Below are 24,749 nucleotides of genomic sequence, written 5' to 3'. Positions count from 1 at the left end.
AATTCAGCCATATATACTTTTTTGTTTTGGTGGGTAGTTTTTCTCGTATTTCAGAGAATAACAAATCGCTATCCTTACAATAACAGTTGGAAGAAAGATATTATTCTAACATTTATCCAAAGTGCGATTGTATTACTTTTACTACCTGTATTAGCAATTATTTTTAGACATTAGGTTGTAATCATAATGAAATTGAGTATGGATGGGCTGATATTCCGCACTAAGGAGGGATTTGAATGACAGATAAAAAACCGATGAATGATGTAATTGACCATATGAGTAATATAGAAGGAAGTGTGCCTGCCCAAATCGAATGAATAAATTGCCTAAACCGTTGCGATTCTTTGGTTATTTCGTATTCGGCTTTTTTGCCATTTCAATCGTTATCGTGATCATCGGAAATTTATTGAACTAATTACGATATAAGATTTTTCTAAAATTAGGGGGCGATTATATGAATAAACTCACTAAGATATTTGTTTTATTTTTATCTTTACTAATTGTTGCTGGTTGTACAAATCAAGAGGTGAAAATTCCTGATACTGCACCTGACTTTATTCAAAAAAGTGATTTTCAAAGCATTGATTGGCAAAAGAAAGCAGTTGAATTTGGTGAATATGGTGTCATCGGAAATGAAAATAAATCCGGTGTAATCGGTGCGGATATGCCGAGCTTAGATAGACAAAAGTGGATGTGGCACCTTTGGGATATACCGCCAAATGAAGAATTAACGATAGTGGGCTTTCATAAAGAAACCCAAAAAGTCTATCCCCTTTTACTTGAAGATTCTTGGTCTTTGATACTAAGTGGACCTAATAATGGAGCAGATTCTCATTCACCATCTTCTGTTAAAATACCAGAAAAAGGAGAATGGGCTATTTTACTTTATATAGACGATAAATTATTTGATACCTTGATTTATGAAATTAATGAGTAATAACATTTAATTACAGAAGAGTAATCAGAAAGTGTTCTCAACTATCAATGTGAGGTGATTTAAGCATGAAAATTAGAAAGGCCGATATTGCTGATGTCAATGGAATAGCTAAGGTCCACGTGGATAGTTGGAGAACTACTTATAGGGATATTATTTCTAATGAATTTTTAAACAAGTTGTCATATGAAAGCCGAGAAAAATTATGGGCATCAAATATGTCGAATATGAATGTGTATATAACTGAAAGCGATGAAGGTGACATTGTAGGGTTTTCCACTGGGGGTAAAGAAAGAAGTGGGAATTACACAGGAACTGACGGAGAACTTTACGCCATTTACATTTTAAAAGAATATCAAGGACAGGGAATGGGTAAATTGCTCGTGAAACCTGTCATTGATGAACTATTAAGCTTAAATATAAATTCAATGTTGGTACTAGTATTGGAGAAAAACAACTCTTGTCAGTTCTATGAGGCACTTGGTGGAAAACGATTAGATTGGATCGAGGTAGAAATTGATGGAGACAAACTAAACGAAATTGTGTATGAATGGGCTGATATCCGAGCCATTCAATTGTAGCGAAGGGAAAACTAATATGAAGCAACTAATACCGGAGTTAGTAACTGAAGTAATGAGTAATTATATTTCATTAATAAATAAACGATTTCCAAATCTCCTTGAAGGAGTTTATATTCAGGGATCAATTGCATTAGATGCTTATGTTAAAGGTAGTAGTGATATTGATTTCGTTACAGTAATGAGTCGACGTTTATTAGAGGTTGATATCGATGTATTATCTGAAATACATCGAGAAATTGCGCATACATACAACTCTATTGAAATGGATGGAGTCTATATTGTTTGGGATGATCTTGGCAAGGTGGCTATTCATGAAAATAGCTATCCTGTTTATAACAGTGGGGAAATCAGAATTGAATCATACATAAATCCGATCACGTGGTGGCTGTTAAAAACAAAGGGCATTTGCATTGTAGGACCGGAATGTACATCGTTCACATATGAGATAAGTCCACGTGAATTATTAGCCTATGTTAATAGCAACATGAATACGTATTGGGCAAATCGAACAACGAGTTTGGAGAGTGCTTTTGGTGAAATAAACAAATACTCGTTGGAAGAGATTGATACTACAATCGAATGGTCAGTCCTTGGATTATTACGTCAATATTATACATTGATGGAACAGGACATCACTTCAAAAGTTGATGCAGGTGAATATGGTTTAAAGCATGTACCAACTGAGTGGCATCCAATTATTAATGAAGCAATTAACATTCGTAAGGGAGTTAAAAATAACCATTACACTTCTGACGAGCAGCGAGTGAAGGATACAATCGGGTTTTCAAAGTACATAATTAGGTATTGTAACTCTCATTTATTAAAAGTGTAATTTACTAAGGGGATTTTAGGATGAACATTCAACTACATCCAACTAGAGAACAAATTGCTAGTTGCCCATTGAGTATGTCGTAGTTGCTCAATCTGATTGGATTAATAAGTTAGAACCGAAAGAAAAAGAAAAGCTTCTGCTATTACAAGTAGAAGTGGGAAGAGGCTTGATTGTACCAACCAAGTTAATTTCAGATTTAAGTATCATCCCCAAAGAACATATTGTAAAAAAAGATGAAGAACTTTACATTGTTATTCAACATGACATGTGGAATAAGCTTCCGATTACTGCTAGAGAACAAATCATAAAATCTTATGCATTGGAATGGGATAGTTGGAATTCAATAGAAGTCCCTATAGGAGTACCAAGACATATTAAGAAATATGCAAATACATTCTCAACAGATGCCGGTGCAAATTGTTTAGCAGCAACTCTATATGCAATTAGTAATTCTCCAATAAACCAGGAGTGGATAATTCACGAATGGATTCATCAACAAACATTCGTCAAGGGAATTGAAAATGCAGGGTATGTAAAAACGTACGATGAATTTCAAGACGGTGATGTCGTTACTTGGGTTAACGAAGCGGGAACTATTCAACACGCATCGTATTATTTAGGGAACAAACTGTTTTTCAATAAAAATGGACAAACCTTCTTTAACCCATGGAAAATTGTTCACTGGGATGTACTAAAGAAAGAGTGGGAAAGATACTCTGTTCAAAGTTACAGGAAAAAGGATAAATTCATTGATTAAACCACTTTTCATTTCTTTCCCAGCTGGAATTCAGTTTGTTTTTCCTAGAGTTATATCTACAACTTGAAATTCCTTGTTCAACTAATATGAACCGTTGATGCAATAAAAAAAGCTCCCTAAGAAGCACGGTAAACTTAAATTAAAATACCTGTTAGTAAGGATATATTTATTGTTTATTTGACTTATTTATTTGTTTTACACAATCTTTGATCGTATCTATGACAACTCTTGGCTCTGACAATTGCGGAAAATGTCCACTTTTTTCAGCTACAATGTGTTTGCTGTTTTTTGACAATGAAAGTAATTCTAATTGATTTTCTAGGCGCTTTATCCGAACTTCCTCTGGCATCATTCGGTTTTCTTTACCACCTGTAAGAACAAATACAGGTACTTCGGGAAAAAATTCTATTTGTTGTATTTGATTGACTGTTTCTTTGACAAAATTCACTTCATTGAATTGTTTATAAGAAGAAAAGGAATCAAATATTGTGAACATTTTATTTAATGCTTTTACAGTCTTCCCTTGATATTCGTTTAAACTTAGGTCCTTTGGGTGGCTGGATTCTAAAAAGACAATTCCTGCCACCTCCTTGGGGTAAAGTCGAGCATACAAATTTGCATACATTCCACCTAACGAATGCCCAACTAATAAGAATGGAGATTCAAACCCCACCATGTTTAATGCTTCACGAAGTGCTTTAACAATGGTTAGACCATCTTGAGGTTCTTTTGGATGATCACTACCACCAATACCAAAACGATTATAAGAAAATACAGATGCAGATTCCGAAATTTCCGGTAGTATTTTCATCCAACCTTCTATCGGTCCCATACCACCGTTAATCAAAACTATGTTTGGTTTTCCATTCCCGCTAATATTATATTGTAACTTCCCTTTTGATGTTTCAATAGTGCATTTCTTAATTTTCAAATGTTACACCTCATTTGGTTTAGTTGTCTTTAATTTGTTTCCATTTGTCATAAACTATTTTGATTAATAAAAGACCTAACAAATTTAATACATCTATTTATGAGATTACCATATATTTGATAAATCCTCTTATCATTTAAAGAGAAACTGTACGGTTTAAAAGGATTCAAATAAGGACGCATATCCAACAAAGGATTGCTTCCATTTTTAATAAAAGATTGAGTAATCCGCGGTTATTTGAAATAATTGGAATTGAGTAAATAGGTAGAAAAAGGATGGTTGATATGAAAACATTGGATAACAAGAGGTACATTGTCGAAGAAAAAATCGGTTATACACCGATGATTGGAAGACTACTCTCAATGATGGAGTATACGAGGCTGACAACATTAGAAGCAGTAAATGATTTAACGCAAGAACAGTTGGATTATCGAATAGATGGGAAGGGTAATTCAATCGGGGCCCTGTTATATCATATGGCAAGTTTGGAAGAAATCTATGTAATCACATCATTAGAAGACCGTGATCCGAATGAAGAAGAGGAGCAAAGGTTAACTGTGGGTTTAGAACTTGGTGAAAAAGCACATGAAGAATTACATGGTAAAGAAATAGAATTCTATAAGCAAAAGTTAGACGTCGTTAGGAAACGAACGCTCGAATTATTTCAGGGGATTGAGGATACTTGGTTAGACAAAGTTACGCCGCTTGGACCTGAATATTTAGCGAATAATTATTTTAAATGGTTCCATGTTTTTGAAGATGAATTAAATCATCGGGGACAAATAAACCTCATTCGAAATCATATGAAAAGGAAATAGAAGCTTCTATAGTTTCAACGAAATGGAGAATTAGTAAATGACAGATATATCAATTGTAAAAGCAGCTATTCAGGATGCAGAAAAATTAACAGAAATTATGAAAATCACTTTTGATGAAGAAGCAAAGAAATGGCTATCAGATCAAAAAGGTGTAATAGATTACAATATTCAACCCCCTGGATATTCATCAAAAGAAATGAATTTGTATATGATTAACCATTTAAACTATTTTAAGGTTTTATGGAATGAAGAAATTGTTGGTGGAATTATCGTGACGATCTCAGGGAAATCGTATGGAAGAATTGACCGAATCTTTATTGAACCAAAATCTCAAGGCAAAGGGATTGGTTCAACTGTTATTACGTTAATTGAAAAAGAGTTTCCGAATGTTAGAGCTTGGGATTTAGAAACTTCGAGTAGGCAAATCAGTAACCATCGCTTTTATGAAAAAATGGGCTATCGAACAACCTTTGAAACTGAAGATGAATTTTGTTACATCAAACGACTAGCAACTTCAAATCAACAGGACAACTTAATCGAAAATGAAGACATCTCGAATAGACAATATGAAAATTGCAACATGTCAAACACGGAAGGTTACCAAGTGAATTTGCAAGGTAGCTCTTTTAGCAATAGCAATTTAATGAGTAGTCATGTCAGTAACTGTAATCTAAGCCAATCAACGTTCAAAAATATTAACTTTAGGAATGCACTTTTTGCCGATCTTAATCTTTCTAAAAGTGAATTTATCCATGTCACATTAAGTGGAGTGCGTTTTTCCGATACTAATCTTGGAGACATAACAGATCCGATTTCATTTGAAAGGTGCAATCTTGAAGGCGGAAAACTGACTAATTGTAATCTCAAAGATGTTGAAATAACGGATAGTGAAATGAAAGGCATGAAAATAAATAATATTCCAATTGAAGAGCTTCTTGAAGCCTATACTCAATTGAAAATGAAACAATCCTTACACGGTACCGTCTAATTTATGGAAGGAGATTTCATACAGAAACAGAAGATTTACAGCGGTTAATTATGGGGGAATTGAAATGAATACAACGACACTAAAGACGAACAAGAAAAGCTGGGATGATGTAGCAGAACGATTTTTCGGGAGAAATCCTTTGCCTGAATATGGTCCAATGGCACCGAGTGAAAATGATTTGAATTTATTAGGCGATGTCACAAATCTTAAAGTTTTAGATATTGGATGTGGAAGTGGGCATTCATTACAATACATGAACCAAAGAAATGCTTCTGAATTATGGGGAATAGATCTTTCTAAAAAGCAAATTGATACAGCAAAAGTTGTATTAGAAAATTCCACTGTACCCTTGCATTTATTTGAATCGCCAATGGAAGAGAACCCAGGAATACCAGAAAACTATTTTGATATCGTATATTCCATTTACGCTTTAGGATGGACGACTGATTTGAATAAAACCATATCGAACGTCAGTAAATATTTGAAAAAGGGTGGAATCTTTGTTTTTAGTTGGGAACACCCACTATATAGCCGCATAAGTAATATAGATGGAACTCTCGTTGTGAATAAATCATATCACGAAGAAGGCGCATATGATCACCAGGCATGGAACCATCCAGCGATTATGCAGCAGTTTAAGTTAAGTACATACATGAATACACTTGTCGAAAACGGCTTTAAAATTGAGAAGGTTATAGAAGATGTATGTTGCTCGGATGAAGATCTAAAGCGACATTCAAATCGATGGTATTCATTAGAAAAGGCAAAAGTAGTACCCACTACGATTATTATTAAGAGTGCAAAGCTCTAGTGTAAATTTCATTGATGTTGTGAGAGGGTGAGCACTTGACTATATACGGAGAAGATTTATTTAAAGGAGCAGCGACCTATTATTCAAAATACAGACCCATGTATTCGCCAATGCTTATCAGGTATTTAGTTGAGAGATTTTCTCTCAATGGAGAGCAGCAAGTGATGGATTTAGGTTGTGGTCCAGGGAACCTTACAATAAGGCTAGCGGATTGGTGTAATAAGATTGTTGGTGTTGATCCTGAAAACGAAATGATAAAAGAAGCAAAACGTCTCCATAGTGAATTAAGAATTGGGGACATTCACTGGTTTAATGGAGATTTAGAACAGTATAGAGCTCAACATCACGAAAAGTTTGAGCTTGTGACCATCGCAAAGGCTTTTCACTGGATGGATCGTTCTAAAGTGTTAGAAGACTTATATGACATGCTGAATAATGGCGGTGGTATTGCAATCATTGATAATTTTGAACCTGACAAAAAACAAGCGGAATGGCAAGAAAGAATGAATGAAGTAATTGAAAAATGGTATGGGAGTAAAAGAAGAGCAGGTAATACAACATTCACACATCCAGTTTCACGACATGAAGATGTGATATCAAATTCGAGATTCAAACTCGAAATGCATGAATTCCCTTCATATGAAATCAATTGGACAATTGAATCAATACTCGGAAATTTATATTCAACTTCGTTTGGTTCTAAACGCTTTCTAGGCGATCGAGTGAAAGAGTTTGAAAGTGAACTAAAAGCAGCTCTGTTAGAAATAAATAAAACCGATGAGTTTAAAGAAAAGATGAACTTATCTATAAAGATGGCAATAAAAGCATAAGTCTCCAATGAAGAAGGAGGTACTCTTTATCAATAAAAGCAAATGGCTAATTCTGTTGATTATCATGATTTGGGTTTCAGGTTGTACTGAAGTTGAAAAAAGCACAGGATTCGAACAGAGTTATGACGACATAAGAAAAATCGCATGGGATTATTTAAATGAACAAGGTTGGAATAAAAGCGCTGGAGATTGGAGAAGTGTGGTCGTCTTGAAAACCGTTGTTAATGATGACTTCGAATTAATAGACAAAAGTTATCTAGGAAAGGAAGCATTTTCTGTTTCTTTTACAGACAAAGATCAAGTGTTGGTTGGGACACCAACCATTCTAGTCGATCCAACAACAAATAAAGTAATTGGTCATATGCCTGGGGAATAGCGGTGGGTTACTTCGAAAAGAGGGGAATTAATTTGAATAAAGGGTGGGTTAAAAAAAGTAAGAGTACTTTTTCATTAGTGTTATTGCTATCTTTTGTCTTCTTCAGTTATTCACCAAATACGAGTTATGCCTGTTCTTGTGAAGAACCTGGTTCTGTTCAAGAAGAATTCAACCAAAGTGCAGCCGTGTTCTCGGGCAAAGTGATTGGAGTCATTGATAAAAATAAATTCAATCCCATACAATCTTCGTCTGATCCCATTGGTATTGTTTTTGAAGTTGATGACGTGTGGAAAGGAATTAATCAAACACAAGTTATCGTTTATACATCAAGATTTTCAGAGAGTTGTGGTTATGAATTTACTACAACTAAATATCTAGTCTATGCAAATGAATCTGATGGAGATTTAAGCGTAAGTTTGTGTTCTCGAACAACTTTGTTATCCGCTGCTCAAGAGGATCTAAATGAATTAGGTTTGGGAGATAAGCCGACTGAAGAAGTGAAAATAGACTTAAATGATACAGAAGAGGAAAGTATATTCCCTACAAAGAGAATCATTTTTTCCATTGCCATATTAATCATGTTGATAGTATCTGCGATTTACATTATCCGTCGTGTTGAGAAAAGGAACTTGAAGGGATAATAAAATTTGAAACATAAATAATATCAATCTTCTTCAGCTAATGAATTGATGTACATCATGAAGGTATGTACTTTACATCAGTAATTAAGAAAAGAAGTGAGTAGGGGATGAGCAAAATAGATAAGTTCATAAATTGGTTTATTGCCTCGTTTATATTGGGAATATTAGGGCTCGTAGCAGTATTCTTCGTGGAAGATATAGCAAGGATAACTGGTGAATTCAATCGAGCCATTTTATTAATTGGCACTATAACTGTATTCATTTTAATTCTAACTTCTTTATTTAGCCTTATTAAAGCAAATTCAAATAGAATTAAAAGAGAATTAGTTATTTCTGCATTATTTGCGCTAATTCCTTTATCAGCATTAATATTTAATGGCTTAATTTTTACTGTCTATTTTATAGGGAAGTAAAGTGCTCTTGTGAAGAATTTACTAAAAGTACCGGATGCTTCAGTTGAAGAAGGACAGCTTTACGCTAAACAAGTTGTTTGGCGTTTTTTATATTCTTAAATAGGCACCAATATGGATGTGTAAATACCTGGTCGATACCTAGTATGGAATTGAAACAAGTGTTGTTATAACAATAAAAAATAGACATCCAATTGATTTAATAATTGGATGTCTATTTCAAGTTCTAATAGCAAGTTAGTGCCTAAAAATTGAACGGTTTCCCGTTTTAAGAAGAATATTTTTTATTCAATTTCTCAATATTTCGCCAGCGGTCTCGTTGGAAATAGGTAACGATAAAAACGACCCATAAAATTATAGTTGAAAATAGGATGATCCAAAAAAGAGGATGGTCCAAAAAAGCAATTCTTACGATAACTGTATGAAGTAATACTAAGGAAAAACTAACACCTGGCCAACCTTTCTCCCCAACATAAGACATAGCAGTGCCAAAAATAAGAATCAATAATACCGGTAGCCAAAACACAGATATCCCCCTAACTATCCCCCACAATAATTTCTAATTTATCCACAACTCTAATATTAAATTTGTTATATTTAGAATATACAAAAATAACATATTTTACAATCTGATGAATTAAATTGAAAATCTCCTATGAAGGACGAAACCTTGTTAGAAAATAAAAGTCTAATGAAGAAAGGGAGGTTTGATTGATGAAATGTAAGAAATGGTTGTTCATATTGTTCCTGTTTTCTTCATTAGCATTATCGGCATGTACCAGTGGGGCTGCCAAAGATGAAGAATTCCCCCCAACTATGAATGGAGTCGTTCTGATTAACAATCAAGAATACGACATGAAAAGAGGCGGTTATAGATGGACGAAGGAAAGTGGCAATGATACACAGACTATAACTACTGATGCTGCTTCACCCAATCAAATTGCAGAGGAACTAACAGCTATCCAAATGAAAGATGGTTCAAATATTACTGTAGAGGTAGAGGAAAATCCAGAGTTATCCGTTTACCAATGGAATGAAAATGAAAGGATTAATAACATTCCATTAAAGAATAATAAATTCTCTCCCCGATCAACCAAAGGACGATATATTTATGAAGTAATTGCAGATTGGTCAAATGGTCATGTAAGAGGTGAAGTATCCTACACGTTTGTAGTTGAGATGAAATAATTAGAAAAAAGGTGAACGACTTTGAGTAAATTCCAACCAGAATCGACTGATCCAAGAGGGAAAATGAATCTAAAAACAATCACTTTCATACATCTTGTTATGGGGTTAATTGGAGTAATGCTATTCTTCTGGACGACAGTTTATAAAGGAATTTCAATCTATTACATGATTCATTTCTTTATTATCTACATCGTATTGACGGTCATTTCTTTAATCTTTTGGAAATATAAATTATTCATATCTTACTTTATATCACTATTATTGTATTCCTATTATTTATTAATGGTAATAGATACAGAGGATGAATCTTTTTGGTTGTATTATCTTTTTTTATTAATGCCTATGGCCGTCATATTTTTAGCTCATGTCGTACTCATAGATATTGTAGTGAAAGGTTTTAGAAAAGAATTCAAGCTTTAACAAATTTCTGTTTACAGCAATTTGAAATAGTATTTATGGGGTGTTTATATGTCTTTTATCGGTTTACAAAGACTCGCAATACTGAAGGTTTCACGAGACGAAATTGGGAGATATGTGAAATTCAAGGCAAATCTATCAGTTGGTACATTGGAATTCCGATGCGAATTAGATGCACCAACGTATAAACATCTTAGAAAAGCAGTTGATACTAAATATTTTGATTCACTTGCTACCGAATATCACTACGATTTAATACTAACCTATCAAAGAAATGAAATGGTCGATTCTGATTCAACTGGTTTACCGTTTAAAGGCGTAATTAGATGCACTCAAGGCGATCGAGCAATTCAAATGGAGTTCCCCTGCTCAGAGCGATTTGCCGGTAATATGGAGTGGTTCAGAAAAGAAGTAGAAAGTATCGAAGACATTCAACATCTTGCATGGGCAAATTTTTCTTAGTTTTGATTTAGTATGAGATTTTTAATAAAGAATTTGGAGGGTAATATGAAATATTTCATCATGTTTTTATTGTCATTGGTTGTCTTTCTAATCATCTTTACATCATTAGGATATTTAAAAAGCGATTTATGGTTTTTATTTATTTATGGATTCCAATGGGTTACTGAATTTATACTTCCTTGGTTAATTGTATTCCTACTAATATTCATCGCAAAAAATACGGTCAACGGTAAAGAATAGGAGGAGTTTTTTTGAAGAGTCCAATATTAAATCAAATCGGCACTGTTTTTATTCCAGTAAGTGAAATTGATAAAGCGAGGGACTGGTATTGTGACCTACTAAGTATACCAGCTAACGGAAACATCCAGTTTGGACATATTTATGTGATACCCATGAATGGAACGGGGATCGTATTAGACAGCAAAATTTATTCGCCAGATAAGGTAATAAAAACGCCGTTGTTTCATTTCAACACAGAGAATATTGAAGAAGCATATAAGTATATGAAGGAGAAGAACATTAATTTACTAACTGAGATTGAACATGAACACTATTTTAATTTTGCCGATCCAGACGGAAATCATTTGATGATCTGTAAATGTTAATAGTTTTTGAAGCAGTAAATGGTCAGGAATTAAAATTCAATAATTATGCTCTTTAGGGGAGTTGAATATCATTAACTATTTCAAATGGATTTTAATATCAATCTTGTCACTCTTCATCATATGGTACACATTCGAATTTATTAGATATAGCCAGTATGATATGAAGAAACAAATTGAGGAAGTTAATGACGATATCTTGGTATTAGCTGTATTAAAAATTAAGCCAGATGAAAGTTATATGCTAGTAGAGGCAAAGATTACAGATAAAACAGTCATTACTGGATTGGGCGTTAATCGTTTTTTGATCGACGACATTACGGATTTAAAACATGGTCAAAAAGTGAGAGTTTGGGTTTCAGAGGATGATAAGAACATTGCTGAAAAAGTGGTCGTATATAATCTTATCAATTTCAATTAACTAATGAAGTAAAAAGGGAGTGAAGTGATGGATCGGTTTTTACTAGCTTTCGGTTTAATAGTATTTGTGATTAGCTTCATCTTCTTGGTGATGAATTTTGTTGTAGAATATGATGGACAGACTTTTATTGTATCAGTATTGGGAATACTTAATGCCAGTATAGCCATTTGCGTTTCTGAAATTTTGAATAAAGTAAATAATATAAGTAAGGCTTAATTTTAAAAGGATCCAATACTTATAAATTGATGTATTAATGAATTAATTAGTAGACAAATACAAGATGAATTCAATCGAGGATTAGTCAGAACTGTAAATCTAATGGAGATAATTTTGAAGGAGTAAAATTCAAATGCAATTAAATAATATCGATATTAAAGAACGAATGAAATATTATAACGTTGCAGGTTTAAGTCTAACTTTAATAAATGATGGTCAAATTAGCGATAGCAGTAGTTTTGGTGTACTTGAAGCGGAAACTAGTAAAAAGGTTGACGGCAATTCTATATTTAATGCTTGCTCAATTAGTAAGTGCTTAACATCGATTCTCGTTTTAAAGTTATCCGACCAAGGATTACTCGATATCAATGACAACGTGAATAATAGATTAACATCATGGAAGGTTCCTGAAAATGAGTTTACACAAACGAAAAAGATAACGATACGAAACCTTCTTAGTCATGAATCAGGAATCGTTGATCCAGAAGGTAGTTTTAGTAATTTGAACACTACGCATGGTGTTCCAAACATGATTGATTTATTAATGGGAAAAACTTCGTATTGTAATGATCCTATTGAGGTAAAGTTTATACCAGAAACCGACTTTCAATATTCGGACGCAGGATTTTGCATCATTCAACAACTGATTGAAGACATTTATGAAATGCCGTTTGGGGAAATAATGAAAGAATATCTATTTGCTCCTTTACAAATGAATAGCAGTACATACGAAATAATACTTTCTGATGCTATCAAAGGGAAAGTTTCTTGTGGCCATAATAAAGACGGGAATGTAGTGAAAGAGAAATATCCGATATATCCGTACGCGGCAGCATCTGGACTGTGGACTACCCCTACAGATATAGGTAATTTAGTTTTGGAGCTAATGAGTTCTCTTCAAGGCGAGAGTAAACTTGGTCTCTCGAAAAACAGTGTCAAAGCATTATTTGACTCAAAAGGTTGTAAGGGCTGGAATGGTCTAGGGATGTTTTTAGATGGATCAGAACAAGTACTTGAAATTTCTTCGTTAGGTTGGGGTGTTGGTTTTCAATGTATGATAGTCGCATTCCCATATTTAGAAAAGGGAGCAATCATTATGACGAATACAGACTTAGGTGTTCATCAACTAAAAGGAATTATTGGAGAAATTTATTCATCTTTGAAGTAAATTAGCTTAAGTTTAGCAACGCATATTCATTCAATAAAATGAAGAGGAAACAATAATATGCCATTAATAAAACACGAAATTTATATAGAAGCACCTATTCATGTTTGTTTTGATTTAGCGAGAAACATTCAAATACATATGGAAACCACATCAAAGACTAAGGAAAGAGCAATTGGTGGAGTAACTGAAGGATTGATTGAGTTAGGTGAAAGCGTTACGTGGGAAGCGGTGCATTTAGGAATAAAACAAAAGTTGACTGCGAAGATTACTGAAATGGAAAAGCCATACCGATTTACGGATGAAATGGTGAAAGGCGCATTCCATTCGTTTAAACATACACACGAATTTATTGAAAGTGGTCCGGGTACTGTCATGAAGGATGAATTTGCATACATTTCACCGCTAGGCTTGTTAGGCAGACTAGCCGATAGACTATTCCTAGAGAAATACATGCAGGCATTTATTGTGAATCGAGCTTTAGCATTAAAAGAAATAGCAGAAAAAATGCAAGCAAATTAATTAATTAATTGCATAGGTGAGGTGATCGCTATGAATGAAAAATTAAATCACGCAATAAAACTTAGAGAGTCTGGGCAATTAGAGAAGTCAAATAGTGTTCTAACTGAGTTGGTTCAAAGCTTTCCAACCGATGCCTATATTAATTACCAATGTGCATGGAGTTTTGACGTCATGGGCGAGGAATCAAAAGCGGTTCCTTATTATGAAAAGGCAATTGAATTGGGTCTATCAGGAAAAGATTTAGAGGGAGCAATTATAGGTTTAGGAAGTACATATCGAACACTTGGACAATATGAAAATTCACATGGTATTTTTATAAAAGGATTGGAGCTTTTTCCAGACAATCAAGCAATCAAAGTATTCTTTTCGATGACATTATATAACTTACAAAAACATAGTTCAGCTATGGAGATTCTTTTAAATTCTTTAGTAGATACTTCTGCTGATCAAGATATTCATAAATACAAGAAAGCAATCACATTCTATGCAGATAAGTTGGATGAAACATGGGAGTAACTTTCCATTCCATCCTTTCAGAACTCAATTCTAATAAATTCCCTAACAAATTATTAAAAGATATTAAAAGTAAACATATGAGCGGAAAATCTTCAAACGAATAAATTGGATGGAATATAAATAGAGAGAAGGAATCCTATGAATAATCGTGAAGATGTAAATAAAAGCAATAAGAATAAATTCACATCTTTTTTTTTCGATTCGGTTCCTAAAATTATTACTTCCGGTGCCTATGTTTATTATAAAAGATATTTTGTTTTCCAAGTTGGACCAACTAAAAGTAGAGATATGCTAGGTGTTGTTCGACTAGGGGGACATTTAGAAGGTAGTGAAACAGCGTTAGAAGCGGTACAACGAGAAGTATTCGAAGAGTCTTCTCTTCTTATTAACCCTGTAGAAACATCGGCAATGTATATGATAAATCTAGGTGTGGAAGAACCAGTAAGAATTGAAGTCAAAAATGAATTGTTACCTATATTACTCATGGAACGCCCAGATGAATTTTATTCCGTAATGTATTTATCTCACGCCATAAATAACCCAAAGCCATCTTCAGAAACAAAGGGACTCATTTTTCTTACTCCAAATCAGGTACATCAAATCTGCGACAGTCGTATCACCTTAAGAGATTACCTTAATAACGATGGTTTAGTCATGTTAAGAACTGATATAAATGAAGAACTAGTACTTGAACCCTTTCCACAATTGCGTTTTCTATCCTTTCTTCTAAAACAGGAAAGTAAATTAATGAATGATTTTATGAAATCTAAAGTAGAACTGGGGGAGGATGTTTATGAATGACCATGAAAATTCAAGTCAACGTCATAGCAGAGAGAAAAACCCATTTCCTCACTTATCTGATTCCATTAACCGTTCCATGGTAGGCGATTTAACAGCATTCACAAAAGGTGGATGTATGGAGAAAATCATATTTATTGTTATTATCATAATAGGATTTTTGATTCTATCTAAGTGTTCTACATAGTTAGCTTTTACAAATAAAAAAGGTACTGCCACCAACCCTAAAGTTAGTAGAAGTACCTTTCATATGAAGCGTAAAATGAATTCAGTATACGAAGTATTGAATAGAAAAGCTATTCTACGACTTACTCTTCGCCTTCTTCGCCTTCTGTTTCTTCATTTTTGTTTTCATCATCCACATCGTCCATCTCTTCACCGTCGTCTACGCCGTTGTCTTGGTCAACACCGTCGCCACATCCAGTTAATCCTGCTAATACTAATCCGCCTGCAAATCCACTAGCTAATAATTTCTTTTTCCACTCTGCCATTTTTGTTTCCTCCTCAAATTTATTGTTTTTGTTTTGCTTGTGTTCTAGTTGAAATTTACCCCTAGAAAATAAATCTAAAACATAACAATTGAAAATATTTTTAAAAAACTGTTTTTTGGACAATAACTTATTCGACAAAATCCTTACAGCCAAAAGGATTTGAAGCTCAAAATTGATTCCTATATTTTTTATGAGTAAACTGTAAAAAAGGAGTTGGAAACCGAATGAAAACCGAAAAACAATACTTCGATGAAGCCATTTCGCTGCAAACATATATGGAGAAAATGGATCAACATAAAGAAAATAGTGAGCGTGTATATGAGCAATTTCATGTCCCTCAAGATGATGAATTTATTTCATTATTAAAAGAAAAAGGACCAAGCATTTTAGCGATTACTGAAGATTGGTGTGGCGATGCAATGATGAATAATGCGATTTTACGTCGAATAGCAGAAGCAGCAAGTATCGATGTGAACGTCGTATATCGTGACCAAACATTGGATTTAATGGATCGATACTTAACAAATGGTGGCCGTTCAATTCCGATCTATTTGCTTTTGAATAAAGATGGCGAAGTCATCAGCCAATGGGGACCACGAGCACCTAAATTGCAAGAATACGTGATGAAGTTGAAAAAAGAATTACCATCTACTGAAGATCCAACTTTTAAAGAAAAACAACAAAAATTCATTAAAAACATTACGGATGAATATGTTTCGACACCAGAATATTGGTTGTGGGTATATGAAGACATCCGAAAAGAATTTACAGCAGCCCTGCAAAAACAGTCATAATTGTTCGATTGCATGCATTGGTTTATAATAAAGAAAATGAAGCCGGCAGACTTTGCACGGCTTCTTTTCGTGGGATATGCAACTTTTTGTGAAGAAGCAGAGTCTTATGAATTGATGAATATGTAAAGCAGGAAGGAAATGTGTATGAAACGTGCACGCATTATTTATAATCCGACTTCGGGACGTGAGTTATTTAGAAAACACTTACCAGAAGTATTAGAAAAACTAGAAATTGCTGGATACGAAACGTCTTGTCACGCAACAACTTGTGAAGGCGATGCAGTAGAAGCTGCAAAACATGCAGTAGAACGCGGGTTTGACCTGGTCATTGCAGCAGGTGGAGACGGTACCCTAAATGAAGTAGTTGCCGGAATTAGCGGTTTTGAAAAGCGGCCGAAAGTTGGTCTGATTCCAATGGGCACGACCAATGATTTCGCACGTGCTCTTCGAATTCCACGTGATATTGAAAAAGCTGTCAATATAATCATTGCGAACGATTCGATTCCTGTAGACGTTGGTGTTGTTAACAATCGTCATTTTATTAACATCGCAGGCGGCGGTAAAATGACAGAGCTAACGTATGATGTTCCGAGTAAATTGAAGACCGTTCTTGGTCAACTTGCCTATTACTTAAAGGGAATAGAGATGATTCCATCGATTCGTGCGTCAAGACTGCGTATTGAATACGATGATGAGGTATTTGAAGATGAAGCGATGATGTTTTTAATCGGTCTAACGAATTCAGTCGGAGGATTTGAAAAACTAGCGCCTAATTCAAGTATTAATGATGGAAAATTCACGTTGATGATATTGAGAAAATGTCATATTGGGGAATTCATTCGTTTAGCAACTTTAGCTATTGGCGGTAACCATCTGGATGATCCTTTAGTTATTTACAAAAAAGCGAGTCATATTAAAGTGACAGCAGAAGACCATGTTCAATTGAATCTCGATGGAGAATACGGCGGAAATCTGCCTGCGGTATTTGAAAACTTACACCGTCATATTGAGATTTTCGTACCAATCGATGATATTCGTGAACAAGATCGCCCATAAAATGCAAAAAAGCGTTTCCTTTAAAAATGGGGAAGCGCTTTTTCTTTCTTTACAACAATTCCACCGCTTTATCTTGTTCGCCAGCAAGCTTCGGTAACAACTCAATTGGCTCCCAGCGGAATTGGAACGTAAGCCCATTATCTAGACCATCACTAATGACTTGATGATCCCAAGTTTGTTGCGTGCCTTCATAATTTAAATGGAAAAAGTTTCGTTCATACGCCGTTTGTTTGCCATTTGGATAGAAATTATATTTATGAATTTTACCAATGAAGGAAAGGTCATTTTTCACGATGCCCGTTTCTTCCGCAATCTCTCGATATAAGGCGTCGATTAACATTTCGTTTTCTTCAATTGTTCCTCCTGGTACTTGAAGACCTGCTTCAGGATGATTCTTATGCACGAAAACGAGTAGTTCTAAATTTGGTTCTTGACCTCTTGTAATATAAGCGAGCACTTTACGCTTTGTTTTCATCGCATGCACCTCTAAACTAAAGTATGATTTATTAAGAATACAAAATACTCAAAACTTTCGCAATCTATTTTTTTTACAGGTATTCACAGTTCCTTCACAACTGTGCAGGAAATGAACCCGTCACGTTTTTTTAAAGCACCCCAAATGAGGTATGATAGGAATTAAGGAAGGTGACGTTATGTATAAGAAGCAAGAACGAATACTCATGTGGATTGTGATTATTGTCGCCGCAATCATGCTGTTGTCGATACTGGGTCGTATTTTCGGCCGTTAATAGGGGGGAAGTCAAATGGGCAATGAAGAGGCTTTATTTTTTAGTCGAGTTTTAACTGAATTGACGCTTTCATTTCATATTATTTATGCCACCATTGGCGTAGGTATTCCACTTATGATCATGATCGCACAATGGGTTGGTATAAAGAAAAATGATGAACATTATATTTTACTAGCTAGACGTTGGGCACGCGGCTTCGTTATTACGGTTGCTGTTGGTGTTGTAACCGGTACCGCAATTGGACTTCAACTTTCACTATTGTGGCCGAACTTTATGGAACTCGCAGGGAATGTAATTGCCTTGCCTTTATTCATGGAAACGTTCGCCTTTTTCTTTGAAGCAATTTTCTTAGGCATTTACTTATACACGTGGGATCGATTTGAAAATCAGAAAAAGCATTTATTATTATTAATTCCCGTGGCTATTGGGGCATCTTTCTCTGCAGTCTTTATTACCATCGTGAATGCGTTTATGAATGCACCTCAAGGGTTTGACCTAGTAAACGGGGAGTTAATCAACATCAATCCATTGCTAGCAATGTTTAACCCAGCAATGCCAACGAAAGTGGCTCACGTTGTAGTTACTGCATACATGACCTCGGCATTTGTGTTGGCGTCAATCGCGGCATTCCGTTTGTTAAAAGGCTCGAATCATGTCTATCATAAGAAAGCTTTATTCTTAACAATGAAGCTTGGTTTAATCTTCTCAATTGCAGCAGCAATTATCGGAGATTTCTCGGGTAAATATTTAGCTGAGTATCAACCAGAAAAATTAGCAGCAGCTGAATGGCATTTTGAAACAGAAGAGAACGCTTCTCTCATCATGTACGGAATTTTGGATGATGGTGAAGTGAAATATGCCATCGAAATTCCTTATGCTCTAAGTATACTGGCTCATGGCAATCCGTTTGAAGAAGTAATTGGCTTAGACCAATTCTCTGAAGATGAAATTCCTCCATTATACATTCATTACTTATTTGACCTTATGGTGACCATTGGAATGTGGTTAGCATTCTTGTCAGCTTTGTATGTATTTGCAAAATGGAGAAACTGGTCATTTGTACAAACCAAGTGGTTTAGATGGTTAATCGTAGCGGGTGGTCCGTTAGCTATGATTGCGATCGAAGCGGGTTGGTGGATGGCTGAAGTCGGAAGACAGCCTTGGGTACTTCGAGGGATCATGCGTACAGAGGATGCAGCAACTTCGAGTGGCCAAGTCGATATCATGCTCGTCTTATTTGCAGGACTGTATTTAATACTGGGCGTTGGTAGTGTGGTTGTCCTTCGACGCATGTTCAAGAGAAATCCAGTTGAGCAGGAAATTGAAGACCGACGTAAAGAACAGGGTGGTGGCATAAAATGACACTAACACTTGAGATTATCGGAATTTCGGTTTTATGGATGTTTTTATTTGGTTACGTGATTGTTGCGTCCATTGACTTTGGCGCTGGCTTCTTTAATGCTTACAATACATTAACGAGACGTGAACATATTTTAACGAATATTATTCAACGTTATTTATCGCCAGTTTGGGAAGTAACCAATGTCTTTCTTGTGTTCTTCTTCGTCGGCGTTATTGGGTTCTTTCCGAAAACAGCATTTTACTACGGGACAACTCTTTTAGTGCCAGCAAGTATCGCGATTATCTTGCTAGCACTTCGCGGCTCGTACTATGCATTTGCAACTTACGGAACGAACGGTCACAAAGGATATACATTCATGTATGGGATCACAGGGTTATTCATTCCTGCATCACTTTCAACAGTGCTAACGATTTCTGAAGGTGGATTTATTTCCATGGTCAACGGCAATCCCGTGCTCGATTACTGGGCTCTGTTCACAAGCCCCTTAACATGGAGCATCGTGGTGTTAAGCATTGTTGCAGTTCTTTATATATCCGCTGTTTTCTTAACATGGTATGCCAATAAAGCCGGAGACCAATCAGCAACCGAGTTGTTACGAAAATACGCTTTGATATGGGCGTTGCCAACAATGGTTACAGCTTCAGGCATTATTTTCGAATTAAGGGGGCATAACCCGGAACATTATAATCGAATCCTCGATTTATGGTGGGTATTCGGATTGTCATTCCTACTATTCGTAGGTACCGTATGGCTGATCTGGAATCGACAGAAATATGGATTGGCATTTGGTTTATTAGCCGGACAATTTGCACTCGCATTTTTCGGTTATGGCATTTCACATTATCCATTCTTGTTGTATCCGTATTTAACGATTTACGACAGTTTCACGAATGAAGCGATGGCCATTGCCTTAATCGTGGCGTTCATCGCGGGACTAGGATTGTTATTACCATCCCTATATCTATTATTACGTCTATTCTTGTTTAATAAAGACTATGTCAGTGGTAAAAAAGACAATCACGCCTAAAGGAGGCAGAACTCATGACAGATTTTATGATCTTTTACGCACCGTTCATTGTCTTAATTGGTGCCATCATTACGGCATTTGTGTTCGCACCTAAAGACGGTCCCGTTCGAGACAAAGAATAACGTTAAAACGCTTGAATCATTTTTATTGATTCGAGCGTTTTTTTATTGGTGAAAAATTAATGTTTTTGATATCAGTTTAGGATAAGAAGTGACTGATTTTCATTGTGCCGGACGCTTTCGGGGGGGGGGGGAGCACGAGGCCAACAGGATGTTGGAAAGACGTTGCCACACGACATGTCGTTCTTAGTCTTTGTTCCTCTAAAGTCCGCTCCAGGGTCTAAAACTCGTGCTGATTCCCCCTGGAGTCGCCGGCTTCATTTCAATCAGTAGAATCATGAAAAAACATTTTCTATAAAAACTAAAATACATTGGACGAGCACTATAAATAAAATCAAATCAATTAAAAGAATATCGAACATTTCTCTCTACCTGATATTGTGAAATACGACTGAACTTCACACATTTAATTAAATTTAGGTTGAAACCAATTTCTTCCTTATACGTCTAAGTGAGTAGAAAAGAAGGTGACTCATTCATGAATAAAAAAGCTTTGGTTTTGGTATTCCTTTTCGTTTTTCTATTGGTTGGATGTCTTGGAGGAACTGGTGAATTGACAAGAATCGATGTACTGGCTGTTGATCAAGAGATGCATATTCAAGATGCAGAAAAGATTAATAGGATTAAGTCCATTATGAAAGAAGTCAATTGGAATCCAAATAAGATATACGATATGTCTAGTGAAGAAGATGTTAAGGCTATTTTTTTCTTTGACTTTGATAAGAATTTGCCAGAACGATTAGTTGAGTATGAAATTTGGTGGAATCAGTCAAATGGATCAGCCATTATTGGGAGTAATGAAAAAGAAGAAGGGTATGGAACGCTGGATAAAGAGTATAGTGAAGAATTAGAAAAAGAATTAATGGAAGATAATTAACTTATAAATTTTGTTTGTCTGTTGACATTTCATCTAATTATCAGATATATTATGAGTAACTAGTTGAATCGTATCTCCTAAAGGGGAGTAGCTTTTACAGCAAAGTCGTCATTTCGAAGAGTTAATCTTCCGGCTTTGTTGGCAACGTCTTCGTTGTTAGCAAGACCTTTACCAAATTGGTAAAGGTCTTTTATTTTTTCAAAAACCTTTGCCGTTTCCGGTAAAGGTTTTTTTCTGTTTATCCTCCGGAAACGCACCGATTACGATGCTGAACCTCAACTAAAAATTTAACTGGAGGAAACACATGATACTTAGAAAATACATGGCAATGTTAGGCGTAGGATCTGCACAAATTGACTTGATTCTCGAGAAAGACACGTATAGGCAAGGTGAAATTGTTAAAGGAAACTTTATCGTGAAAGGTGGATTAATTGAACAAAGACTGAACAGAATAGACTGTGATTTAATGATGTGTACTGAGGCGAATGAAAGTAAGAACGAAAAGTTACTTGATTCGATTACGATATATACGACGAAAGTTATTGAGTCAGCAACCACTAATCACATTCCCTTTTCATTTCAATTGCCACATTCAATCGATTCAGCATGTAATCCATCCTATCGTTTTAAGTCAAAACTGACATTTAAACAAGGGATAGAAAGTGTTGATCATGATGAGATATACATTTTAGAAGCTTAACTAAAACTATTTATTAGGAGGAAATTAATTTGGATGTTTCAATTTTATTAGAATATGGTTGGGTTTTACTTTTATTAATTGGTTTAGAGGGTTTATTAGCGGCAGATAATGCACTCGTTTTAGCCATCATGGTGAAGCATCTACCAGACGAAGAAAGAAGAAAAGCATTATTCTACGGACTTGCAGGTGCATTTGTTTTCCGTTTCGGATCATTGTTCATCATTTCATTCCTGGTGGATGTGTGGCAAGTACAAGCAATTGGTGCCCTTTACCTATTGTTTATAGCGATTAATCATATCGCAAGGAAGCTGTACTTTAAAAATAAAGGGGAGCAAACAGAAGGTGTAGAAAAGAAAAAAGCAGGTTTCTGGGGAACTGTTTTCAAAGTTGAATTAGCTGATATTGCCTTCGCAGTAGACTCTATTTTAGCGGCTGTAGCATTAGCCATGACGTTACCAAACACAAACCTTCCTCCGATGGGTGGAATGGACGGAGGTAAGTTCTTAGTTATTTTTGCAGGTGGATTAATTGGTTTAATAATCATGCGTTTTGCTGCAAACTTCTTCGTGAAATTACTACATTCAAAACCTGGTTTAGAAATCGCTGCCTTCGCCATTGTTGGATGGGTTGGGGTGAAGCTGGCTGTATTAACTCTAGGACATCCAGACGTTGGTGTTATCTCATATGATTTTGCACACTCAACAGAGTGGAAGCTCATTTTCTATACCGTCTTAATAGGAATTGCTTTAGCTGGTTGGTTCCTGACGAAAGAGAAGAAAACCGAATTGCCTGAAGAAGATCTTCCGTTATAAACAAGGTGCTCAACTTGGTGTAGAGTTCTCTTCTGAGGTGCAAAAACAAAAAACATAAACAAAGGACTTTCAATTCGCAATCGAATTGGTAGTCCTTTATTTGTTGTTGTATCAGATATTCACAATCTAAATATTACTGTATAACTAGCAGCCTATTTAGTTACAGTACAAAAAAGTTATCTAGTAACTTAGATATTTAAAGTTTTTATCTACTGCTATTCAATCAATTCCATACCTAGATAATTTAAGTGGATAATTGGATATTTATGTTAAAGTATAATAGGATTTGTGAAAGTTTTTATTAAACTAACACTTCATGTTATTAGGAAATGTAGATTTTGGAACAGTGAACTATATTTTAAAAAGGAAGTGAAATCCGATGAGTCAGATTAATGAATTAGTGAATAAAGTTTCGGAAATCATGAGTAGTCAGAATTTTGTTGGTATAGGATCTACCAGGAAAGTTTTTAAATTCGAAAGTTTTGTGGTTAAGAAACATTTACATAGAATAGGATACTTGCAAAGTGTGAAAGAACAAGAAATTTATAATAAATTGAACCAGAAAGGGATGGCTCAATTTGTTGCACCAATCCTATATGTAGATGAAAGAATTGCAATTCAACCATTTTTTCGATCCTTACCACTAAAAAACGGAGAAACATATAATGTTGACCTTGATCTTGATAAACGATTAACGCAGGAGTTAAGAACAGCAATAGATGAAATAGACAAAAAATATGATGGTTTTGATCTTCTTGACAGCGGTAATTATGGTTTAAATCAAAACGGTAAACTTATATTAATTGATTATGGAATGACAAAAATGCTCTATGAAAGTGAATGGGTTCCTTTAGCAACAGCTGGGATTCTTCCTCAAATTTTTTTTGAAAAATGCCAAGTTTGCAGACAAGACAAGGAACTAAGAATTTATGGTGAAAATGATAAGGATCGTAGGTGTATAGGATGTGGAAAGGAATGATCGTTTTTAATCTTTTCTAGGGAGTTAGGTAAAGGTGAACCTAATAAGAGAGTGGCTTTTCATAGGTGGAAAATAAGAAATTATCTTTTAAATATTCAATGAAGGAGGTTACAGTAATATGGCAGATCCATCTGAAATGTTTGTAGGAACACCTTTATGGAACGTTATTAATAAAGGAATTAATGACCTAATAGAAAATAAGGACATTGAGGAAACAACTAATAGAGAATATATTGTAGGCTATCTCTGTAAGTTAATAACGGAGTCAGAAAATGATTAATTAGAACTGAACTAACATCGGGCTCTTTGAATGGAATATGTTTTATTGAAATTTAGGGTGAGATGAAGACGTCAAATAAAACTGTTTTATTGATATATGACGATAAATAATGAAAAGGAGGGATAATCCATAATGGAATTCAAATTTGGGAGCGGAGTTATTATGCTACCCCCTTTACACATTTCGATTCTCGCAATAATTGTTATTTTCTTTTTAGTCAGGTGGAGTAAGCAGTTAGAAACTCGACGTCACACGGTATTTATTTACTTTATCATAAGCACTTTTA

The 24,749-nt window shown here is 35.0% G+C and carries 36 protein-coding genes; 32 read left to right on the top strand and 4 right to left on the bottom strand.

Annotation, left to right across the window (positions count from 1 at the left end; all coding sequences use genetic code 11):
- Positions 1-454: 454 nt before the first annotated feature.
- The 4 genes from AC3EA5_RS09825 (at position 455) to AC3EA5_RS09810 (ending at position 3,104) form a co-directional block, all read left to right on the top strand.
- Entirely contained in the window at positions 455-937 is a 483-nt protein-coding gene (locus AC3EA5_RS09825) for a DUF4871 domain-containing protein (protein WP_488608170.1), read from the top strand.
- Between the two features lie 65 nt (positions 938-1,002).
- Complete coding sequence (locus AC3EA5_RS09820) at positions 1,003-1,515, top strand: GNAT family N-acetyltransferase (RefSeq protein ID WP_488608169.1); 513 nt, start codon at positions 1,003-1,005, stop codon at positions 1,513-1,515.
- Between the two features lie 16 nt (positions 1,516-1,531).
- Positions 1,532-2,347, top strand: a complete 816-nt coding sequence (locus tag AC3EA5_RS09815; RefSeq protein ID WP_488608168.1) for an aminoglycoside adenylyltransferase domain-containing protein — start codon at positions 1,532-1,534, stop codon at positions 2,345-2,347.
- A 61-nt stretch (positions 2,348-2,408) separates the two neighbouring features.
- Complete coding sequence (locus tag AC3EA5_RS09810; RefSeq protein WP_488608167.1) at positions 2,409-3,104, top strand: hypothetical protein; 696 nt, start codon at positions 2,409-2,411, stop codon at positions 3,102-3,104.
- A 166-nt stretch (positions 3,105-3,270) separates the two neighbouring features.
- Here the strand turns inward: AC3EA5_RS09810 and AC3EA5_RS09805 are convergent, their stop codons facing one another.
- A complete protein-coding gene (locus AC3EA5_RS09805) occupies positions 3,271-4,035 on the bottom strand; it encodes an alpha/beta fold hydrolase (protein WP_488608166.1) in 765 nt (254 codons plus the stop codon).
- A gap of 284 nt (positions 4,036-4,319) precedes the next feature.
- On the opposite strand from AC3EA5_RS09805, the gene AC3EA5_RS09800 reads away from it, so the two are divergent.
- The 7 genes from AC3EA5_RS09800 (at position 4,320) to AC3EA5_RS09770 (ending at position 8,912) form a co-directional block, all read left to right on the top strand.
- Positions 4,320-4,853: a DinB family protein gene (locus AC3EA5_RS09800; protein WP_488608165.1), complete on the top strand. Its 534-nt coding sequence runs from the start codon at positions 4,320-4,322 to the stop codon at positions 4,851-4,853.
- 37 nt (positions 4,854-4,890) lie between these two features.
- Positions 4,891-5,841: a GNAT family N-acetyltransferase gene (locus tag AC3EA5_RS09795; protein ID WP_488608164.1), complete on the top strand. Its 951-nt coding sequence runs from the start codon at positions 4,891-4,893 to the stop codon at positions 5,839-5,841.
- 64 nt (positions 5,842-5,905) lie between these two features.
- Entirely contained in the window at positions 5,906-6,652 is a 747-nt protein-coding gene (locus AC3EA5_RS09790; protein ID WP_488608163.1) for a class I SAM-dependent methyltransferase, read from the top strand.
- A gap of 35 nt (positions 6,653-6,687) precedes the next feature.
- Complete coding sequence (locus tag AC3EA5_RS09785) at positions 6,688-7,482, top strand: class I SAM-dependent methyltransferase (protein WP_488608162.1); 795 nt, start codon at positions 6,688-6,690, stop codon at positions 7,480-7,482.
- Positions 7,483-7,489: 7 nt separating this feature from the next.
- Positions 7,490-7,858 carry a hypothetical protein gene (locus AC3EA5_RS09780; RefSeq protein WP_488608161.1) on the top strand — a complete coding sequence of 123 codons (369 nt, stop codon included), beginning with the start codon at positions 7,490-7,492 and terminating at the stop codon, positions 7,856-7,858.
- Between the two features lie 32 nt (positions 7,859-7,890).
- Entirely contained in the window at positions 7,891-8,499 is a 609-nt protein-coding gene (locus AC3EA5_RS09775) for a hypothetical protein (RefSeq protein WP_488608160.1), read from the top strand.
- Between the two features lie 188 nt (positions 8,500-8,687).
- Complete coding sequence (locus AC3EA5_RS09770; protein ID WP_488608159.1) at positions 8,688-8,912, top strand: hypothetical protein; 225 nt, start codon at positions 8,688-8,690, stop codon at positions 8,910-8,912.
- A gap of 265 nt (positions 8,913-9,177) precedes the next feature.
- On the opposite strand, the gene AC3EA5_RS09765 is transcribed toward AC3EA5_RS09770, so the two are convergent.
- Positions 9,178-9,435 (bottom strand): hypothetical protein, encoded by a 258-nt coding sequence (locus AC3EA5_RS09765; protein WP_488608158.1) that lies wholly within the window; start codon positions 9,433-9,435, stop codon positions 9,178-9,180.
- 188 nt (positions 9,436-9,623) lie between these two features.
- Between AC3EA5_RS09765 and AC3EA5_RS09760 the strand changes: the two genes are divergently transcribed.
- The 11 genes from AC3EA5_RS09760 (at position 9,624) to AC3EA5_RS09710 (ending at position 15,403) form a co-directional block, all read left to right on the top strand.
- Positions 9,624-10,097, top strand: coding sequence for a hypothetical protein (locus AC3EA5_RS09760; protein ID WP_488608157.1), 474 nt, complete (start codon positions 9,624-9,626; stop codon positions 10,095-10,097).
- Between the two features lie 21 nt (positions 10,098-10,118).
- Entirely contained in the window at positions 10,119-10,517 is a 399-nt protein-coding gene (locus AC3EA5_RS09755; RefSeq protein WP_488608156.1) for a hypothetical protein, read from the top strand.
- Between the two features lie 48 nt (positions 10,518-10,565).
- A complete protein-coding gene (locus AC3EA5_RS09750) occupies positions 10,566-10,976 on the top strand; it encodes a hypothetical protein (protein ID WP_488608155.1) in 411 nt (136 codons plus the stop codon).
- A 45-nt stretch (positions 10,977-11,021) separates the two neighbouring features.
- On the top strand, positions 11,022-11,216 hold the full coding sequence (locus AC3EA5_RS09745) for a hypothetical protein (RefSeq protein ID WP_488608154.1): 195 nt from the start codon (positions 11,022-11,024) through the stop codon (positions 11,214-11,216).
- A gap of 11 nt (positions 11,217-11,227) precedes the next feature.
- Positions 11,228-11,581 (top strand): VOC family protein, encoded by a 354-nt coding sequence (locus AC3EA5_RS09740; RefSeq protein WP_488608153.1) that lies wholly within the window; start codon positions 11,228-11,230, stop codon positions 11,579-11,581.
- Between the two features lie 61 nt (positions 11,582-11,642).
- On the top strand, positions 11,643-11,999 hold the full coding sequence (locus AC3EA5_RS09735; RefSeq protein WP_488608152.1) for a hypothetical protein: 357 nt from the start codon (positions 11,643-11,645) through the stop codon (positions 11,997-11,999).
- A 349-nt stretch (positions 12,000-12,348) separates the two neighbouring features.
- Positions 12,349-13,383 (top strand): serine hydrolase domain-containing protein, encoded by a 1,035-nt coding sequence (locus AC3EA5_RS09730; protein WP_488608151.1) that lies wholly within the window; start codon positions 12,349-12,351, stop codon positions 13,381-13,383.
- A gap of 57 nt (positions 13,384-13,440) precedes the next feature.
- A complete protein-coding gene (locus tag AC3EA5_RS09725; protein ID WP_488608150.1) occupies positions 13,441-13,902 on the top strand; it encodes an SRPBCC family protein in 462 nt (153 codons plus the stop codon).
- A 30-nt stretch (positions 13,903-13,932) separates the two neighbouring features.
- Positions 13,933-14,418: a tetratricopeptide repeat protein gene (locus AC3EA5_RS09720; protein ID WP_488608149.1), complete on the top strand. Its 486-nt coding sequence runs from the start codon at positions 13,933-13,935 to the stop codon at positions 14,416-14,418.
- A 138-nt stretch (positions 14,419-14,556) separates the two neighbouring features.
- Positions 14,557-15,219, top strand: a complete 663-nt coding sequence (locus AC3EA5_RS09715; RefSeq protein ID WP_488608148.1) for an NUDIX hydrolase — start codon at positions 14,557-14,559, stop codon at positions 15,217-15,219.
- Positions 15,212-15,403 (top strand): hypothetical protein, encoded by a 192-nt coding sequence (locus tag AC3EA5_RS09710; RefSeq protein WP_488608147.1) that lies wholly within the window; start codon positions 15,212-15,214, stop codon positions 15,401-15,403. Before AC3EA5_RS09715 ends, AC3EA5_RS09710 begins: the two co-directional genes overlap by 8 nt.
- Before the next feature lie 121 nt (positions 15,404-15,524).
- Here the strand turns inward: AC3EA5_RS09710 and AC3EA5_RS09705 are convergent, their stop codons facing one another.
- Entirely contained in the window at positions 15,525-15,707 is a 183-nt protein-coding gene (locus AC3EA5_RS09705) for a hypothetical protein (RefSeq protein WP_488608146.1), read from the bottom strand.
- A gap of 224 nt (positions 15,708-15,931) precedes the next feature.
- On the opposite strand from AC3EA5_RS09705, the gene AC3EA5_RS09700 reads away from it, so the two are divergent.
- Both AC3EA5_RS09700 and AC3EA5_RS09695 read left to right on the top strand, forming a co-directional pair.
- Complete coding sequence (locus tag AC3EA5_RS09700; protein WP_488608145.1) at positions 15,932-16,501, top strand: thioredoxin family protein; 570 nt, start codon at positions 15,932-15,934, stop codon at positions 16,499-16,501.
- A 144-nt stretch (positions 16,502-16,645) separates the two neighbouring features.
- Positions 16,646-17,557 carry a diacylglycerol kinase gene (locus AC3EA5_RS09695; protein ID WP_488608144.1) on the top strand — a complete coding sequence of 304 codons (912 nt, stop codon included), beginning with the start codon at positions 16,646-16,648 and terminating at the stop codon, positions 17,555-17,557.
- Between the two features lie 49 nt (positions 17,558-17,606).
- Here AC3EA5_RS09695 and AC3EA5_RS09690 read toward each other — a convergent pair whose 3' ends face one another.
- Positions 17,607-18,032 carry an NUDIX hydrolase gene (locus AC3EA5_RS09690; RefSeq protein WP_488608143.1) on the bottom strand — a complete coding sequence of 142 codons (426 nt, stop codon included), beginning with the start codon at positions 18,030-18,032 and terminating at the stop codon, positions 17,607-17,609.
- 289 nt (positions 18,033-18,321) lie between these two features.
- On the opposite strand from AC3EA5_RS09690, the gene AC3EA5_RS09685 reads away from it, so the two are divergent.
- From AC3EA5_RS09685 to AC3EA5_RS09650, 8 genes are all read left to right on the top strand, one after another.
- Complete coding sequence (locus AC3EA5_RS09685; protein WP_488608142.1) at positions 18,322-19,668, top strand: cytochrome ubiquinol oxidase subunit I; 1,347 nt, start codon at positions 18,322-18,324, stop codon at positions 19,666-19,668.
- Complete coding sequence (locus AC3EA5_RS09680) at positions 19,665-20,696, top strand: cytochrome d ubiquinol oxidase subunit II (protein ID WP_488608141.1); 1,032 nt, start codon at positions 19,665-19,667, stop codon at positions 20,694-20,696. Before AC3EA5_RS09685 ends, AC3EA5_RS09680 begins: the two co-directional genes overlap by 4 nt.
- A gap of 14 nt (positions 20,697-20,710) precedes the next feature.
- A complete protein-coding gene (gene cydS, locus AC3EA5_RS09675) occupies positions 20,711-20,818 on the top strand; it encodes a cytochrome bd oxidase small subunit CydS family protein (protein WP_394189220.1) in 108 nt (35 codons plus the stop codon).
- A 475-nt stretch (positions 20,819-21,293) separates the two neighbouring features.
- Entirely contained in the window at positions 21,294-21,692 is a 399-nt protein-coding gene (locus AC3EA5_RS09670) for a hypothetical protein (protein WP_488608140.1), read from the top strand.
- Between the two features lie 304 nt (positions 21,693-21,996).
- The gene (locus tag AC3EA5_RS09665) at positions 21,997-22,392 is read left to right on the top strand and encodes a sporulation protein (protein ID WP_488608139.1); all 396 of its coding nucleotides are present in this window, start codon (positions 21,997-21,999) and stop codon (positions 22,390-22,392) included.
- Between the two features lie 29 nt (positions 22,393-22,421).
- Entirely contained in the window at positions 22,422-23,204 is a 783-nt protein-coding gene (locus AC3EA5_RS09660) for a TerC family protein (protein ID WP_488608138.1), read from the top strand.
- A 379-nt stretch (positions 23,205-23,583) separates the two neighbouring features.
- Positions 23,584-24,183, top strand: a complete 600-nt coding sequence (locus AC3EA5_RS09655) for a protein kinase (protein WP_488608137.1) — start codon at positions 23,584-23,586, stop codon at positions 24,181-24,183.
- A gap of 118 nt (positions 24,184-24,301) precedes the next feature.
- Positions 24,302-24,463, top strand: coding sequence for a hypothetical protein (locus AC3EA5_RS09650; RefSeq protein ID WP_488608136.1), 162 nt, complete (start codon positions 24,302-24,304; stop codon positions 24,461-24,463).
- The last annotated feature ends 286 nt before the right edge of the window (positions 24,464-24,749 follow it).

The sequence above is a fragment of the Paenisporosarcina sp. genome (assembly GCF_057785155.1).
Note: the sequence above shows the minus strand (reverse complement) of the source record. Positions and strands in the feature narration are given on the sequence as shown.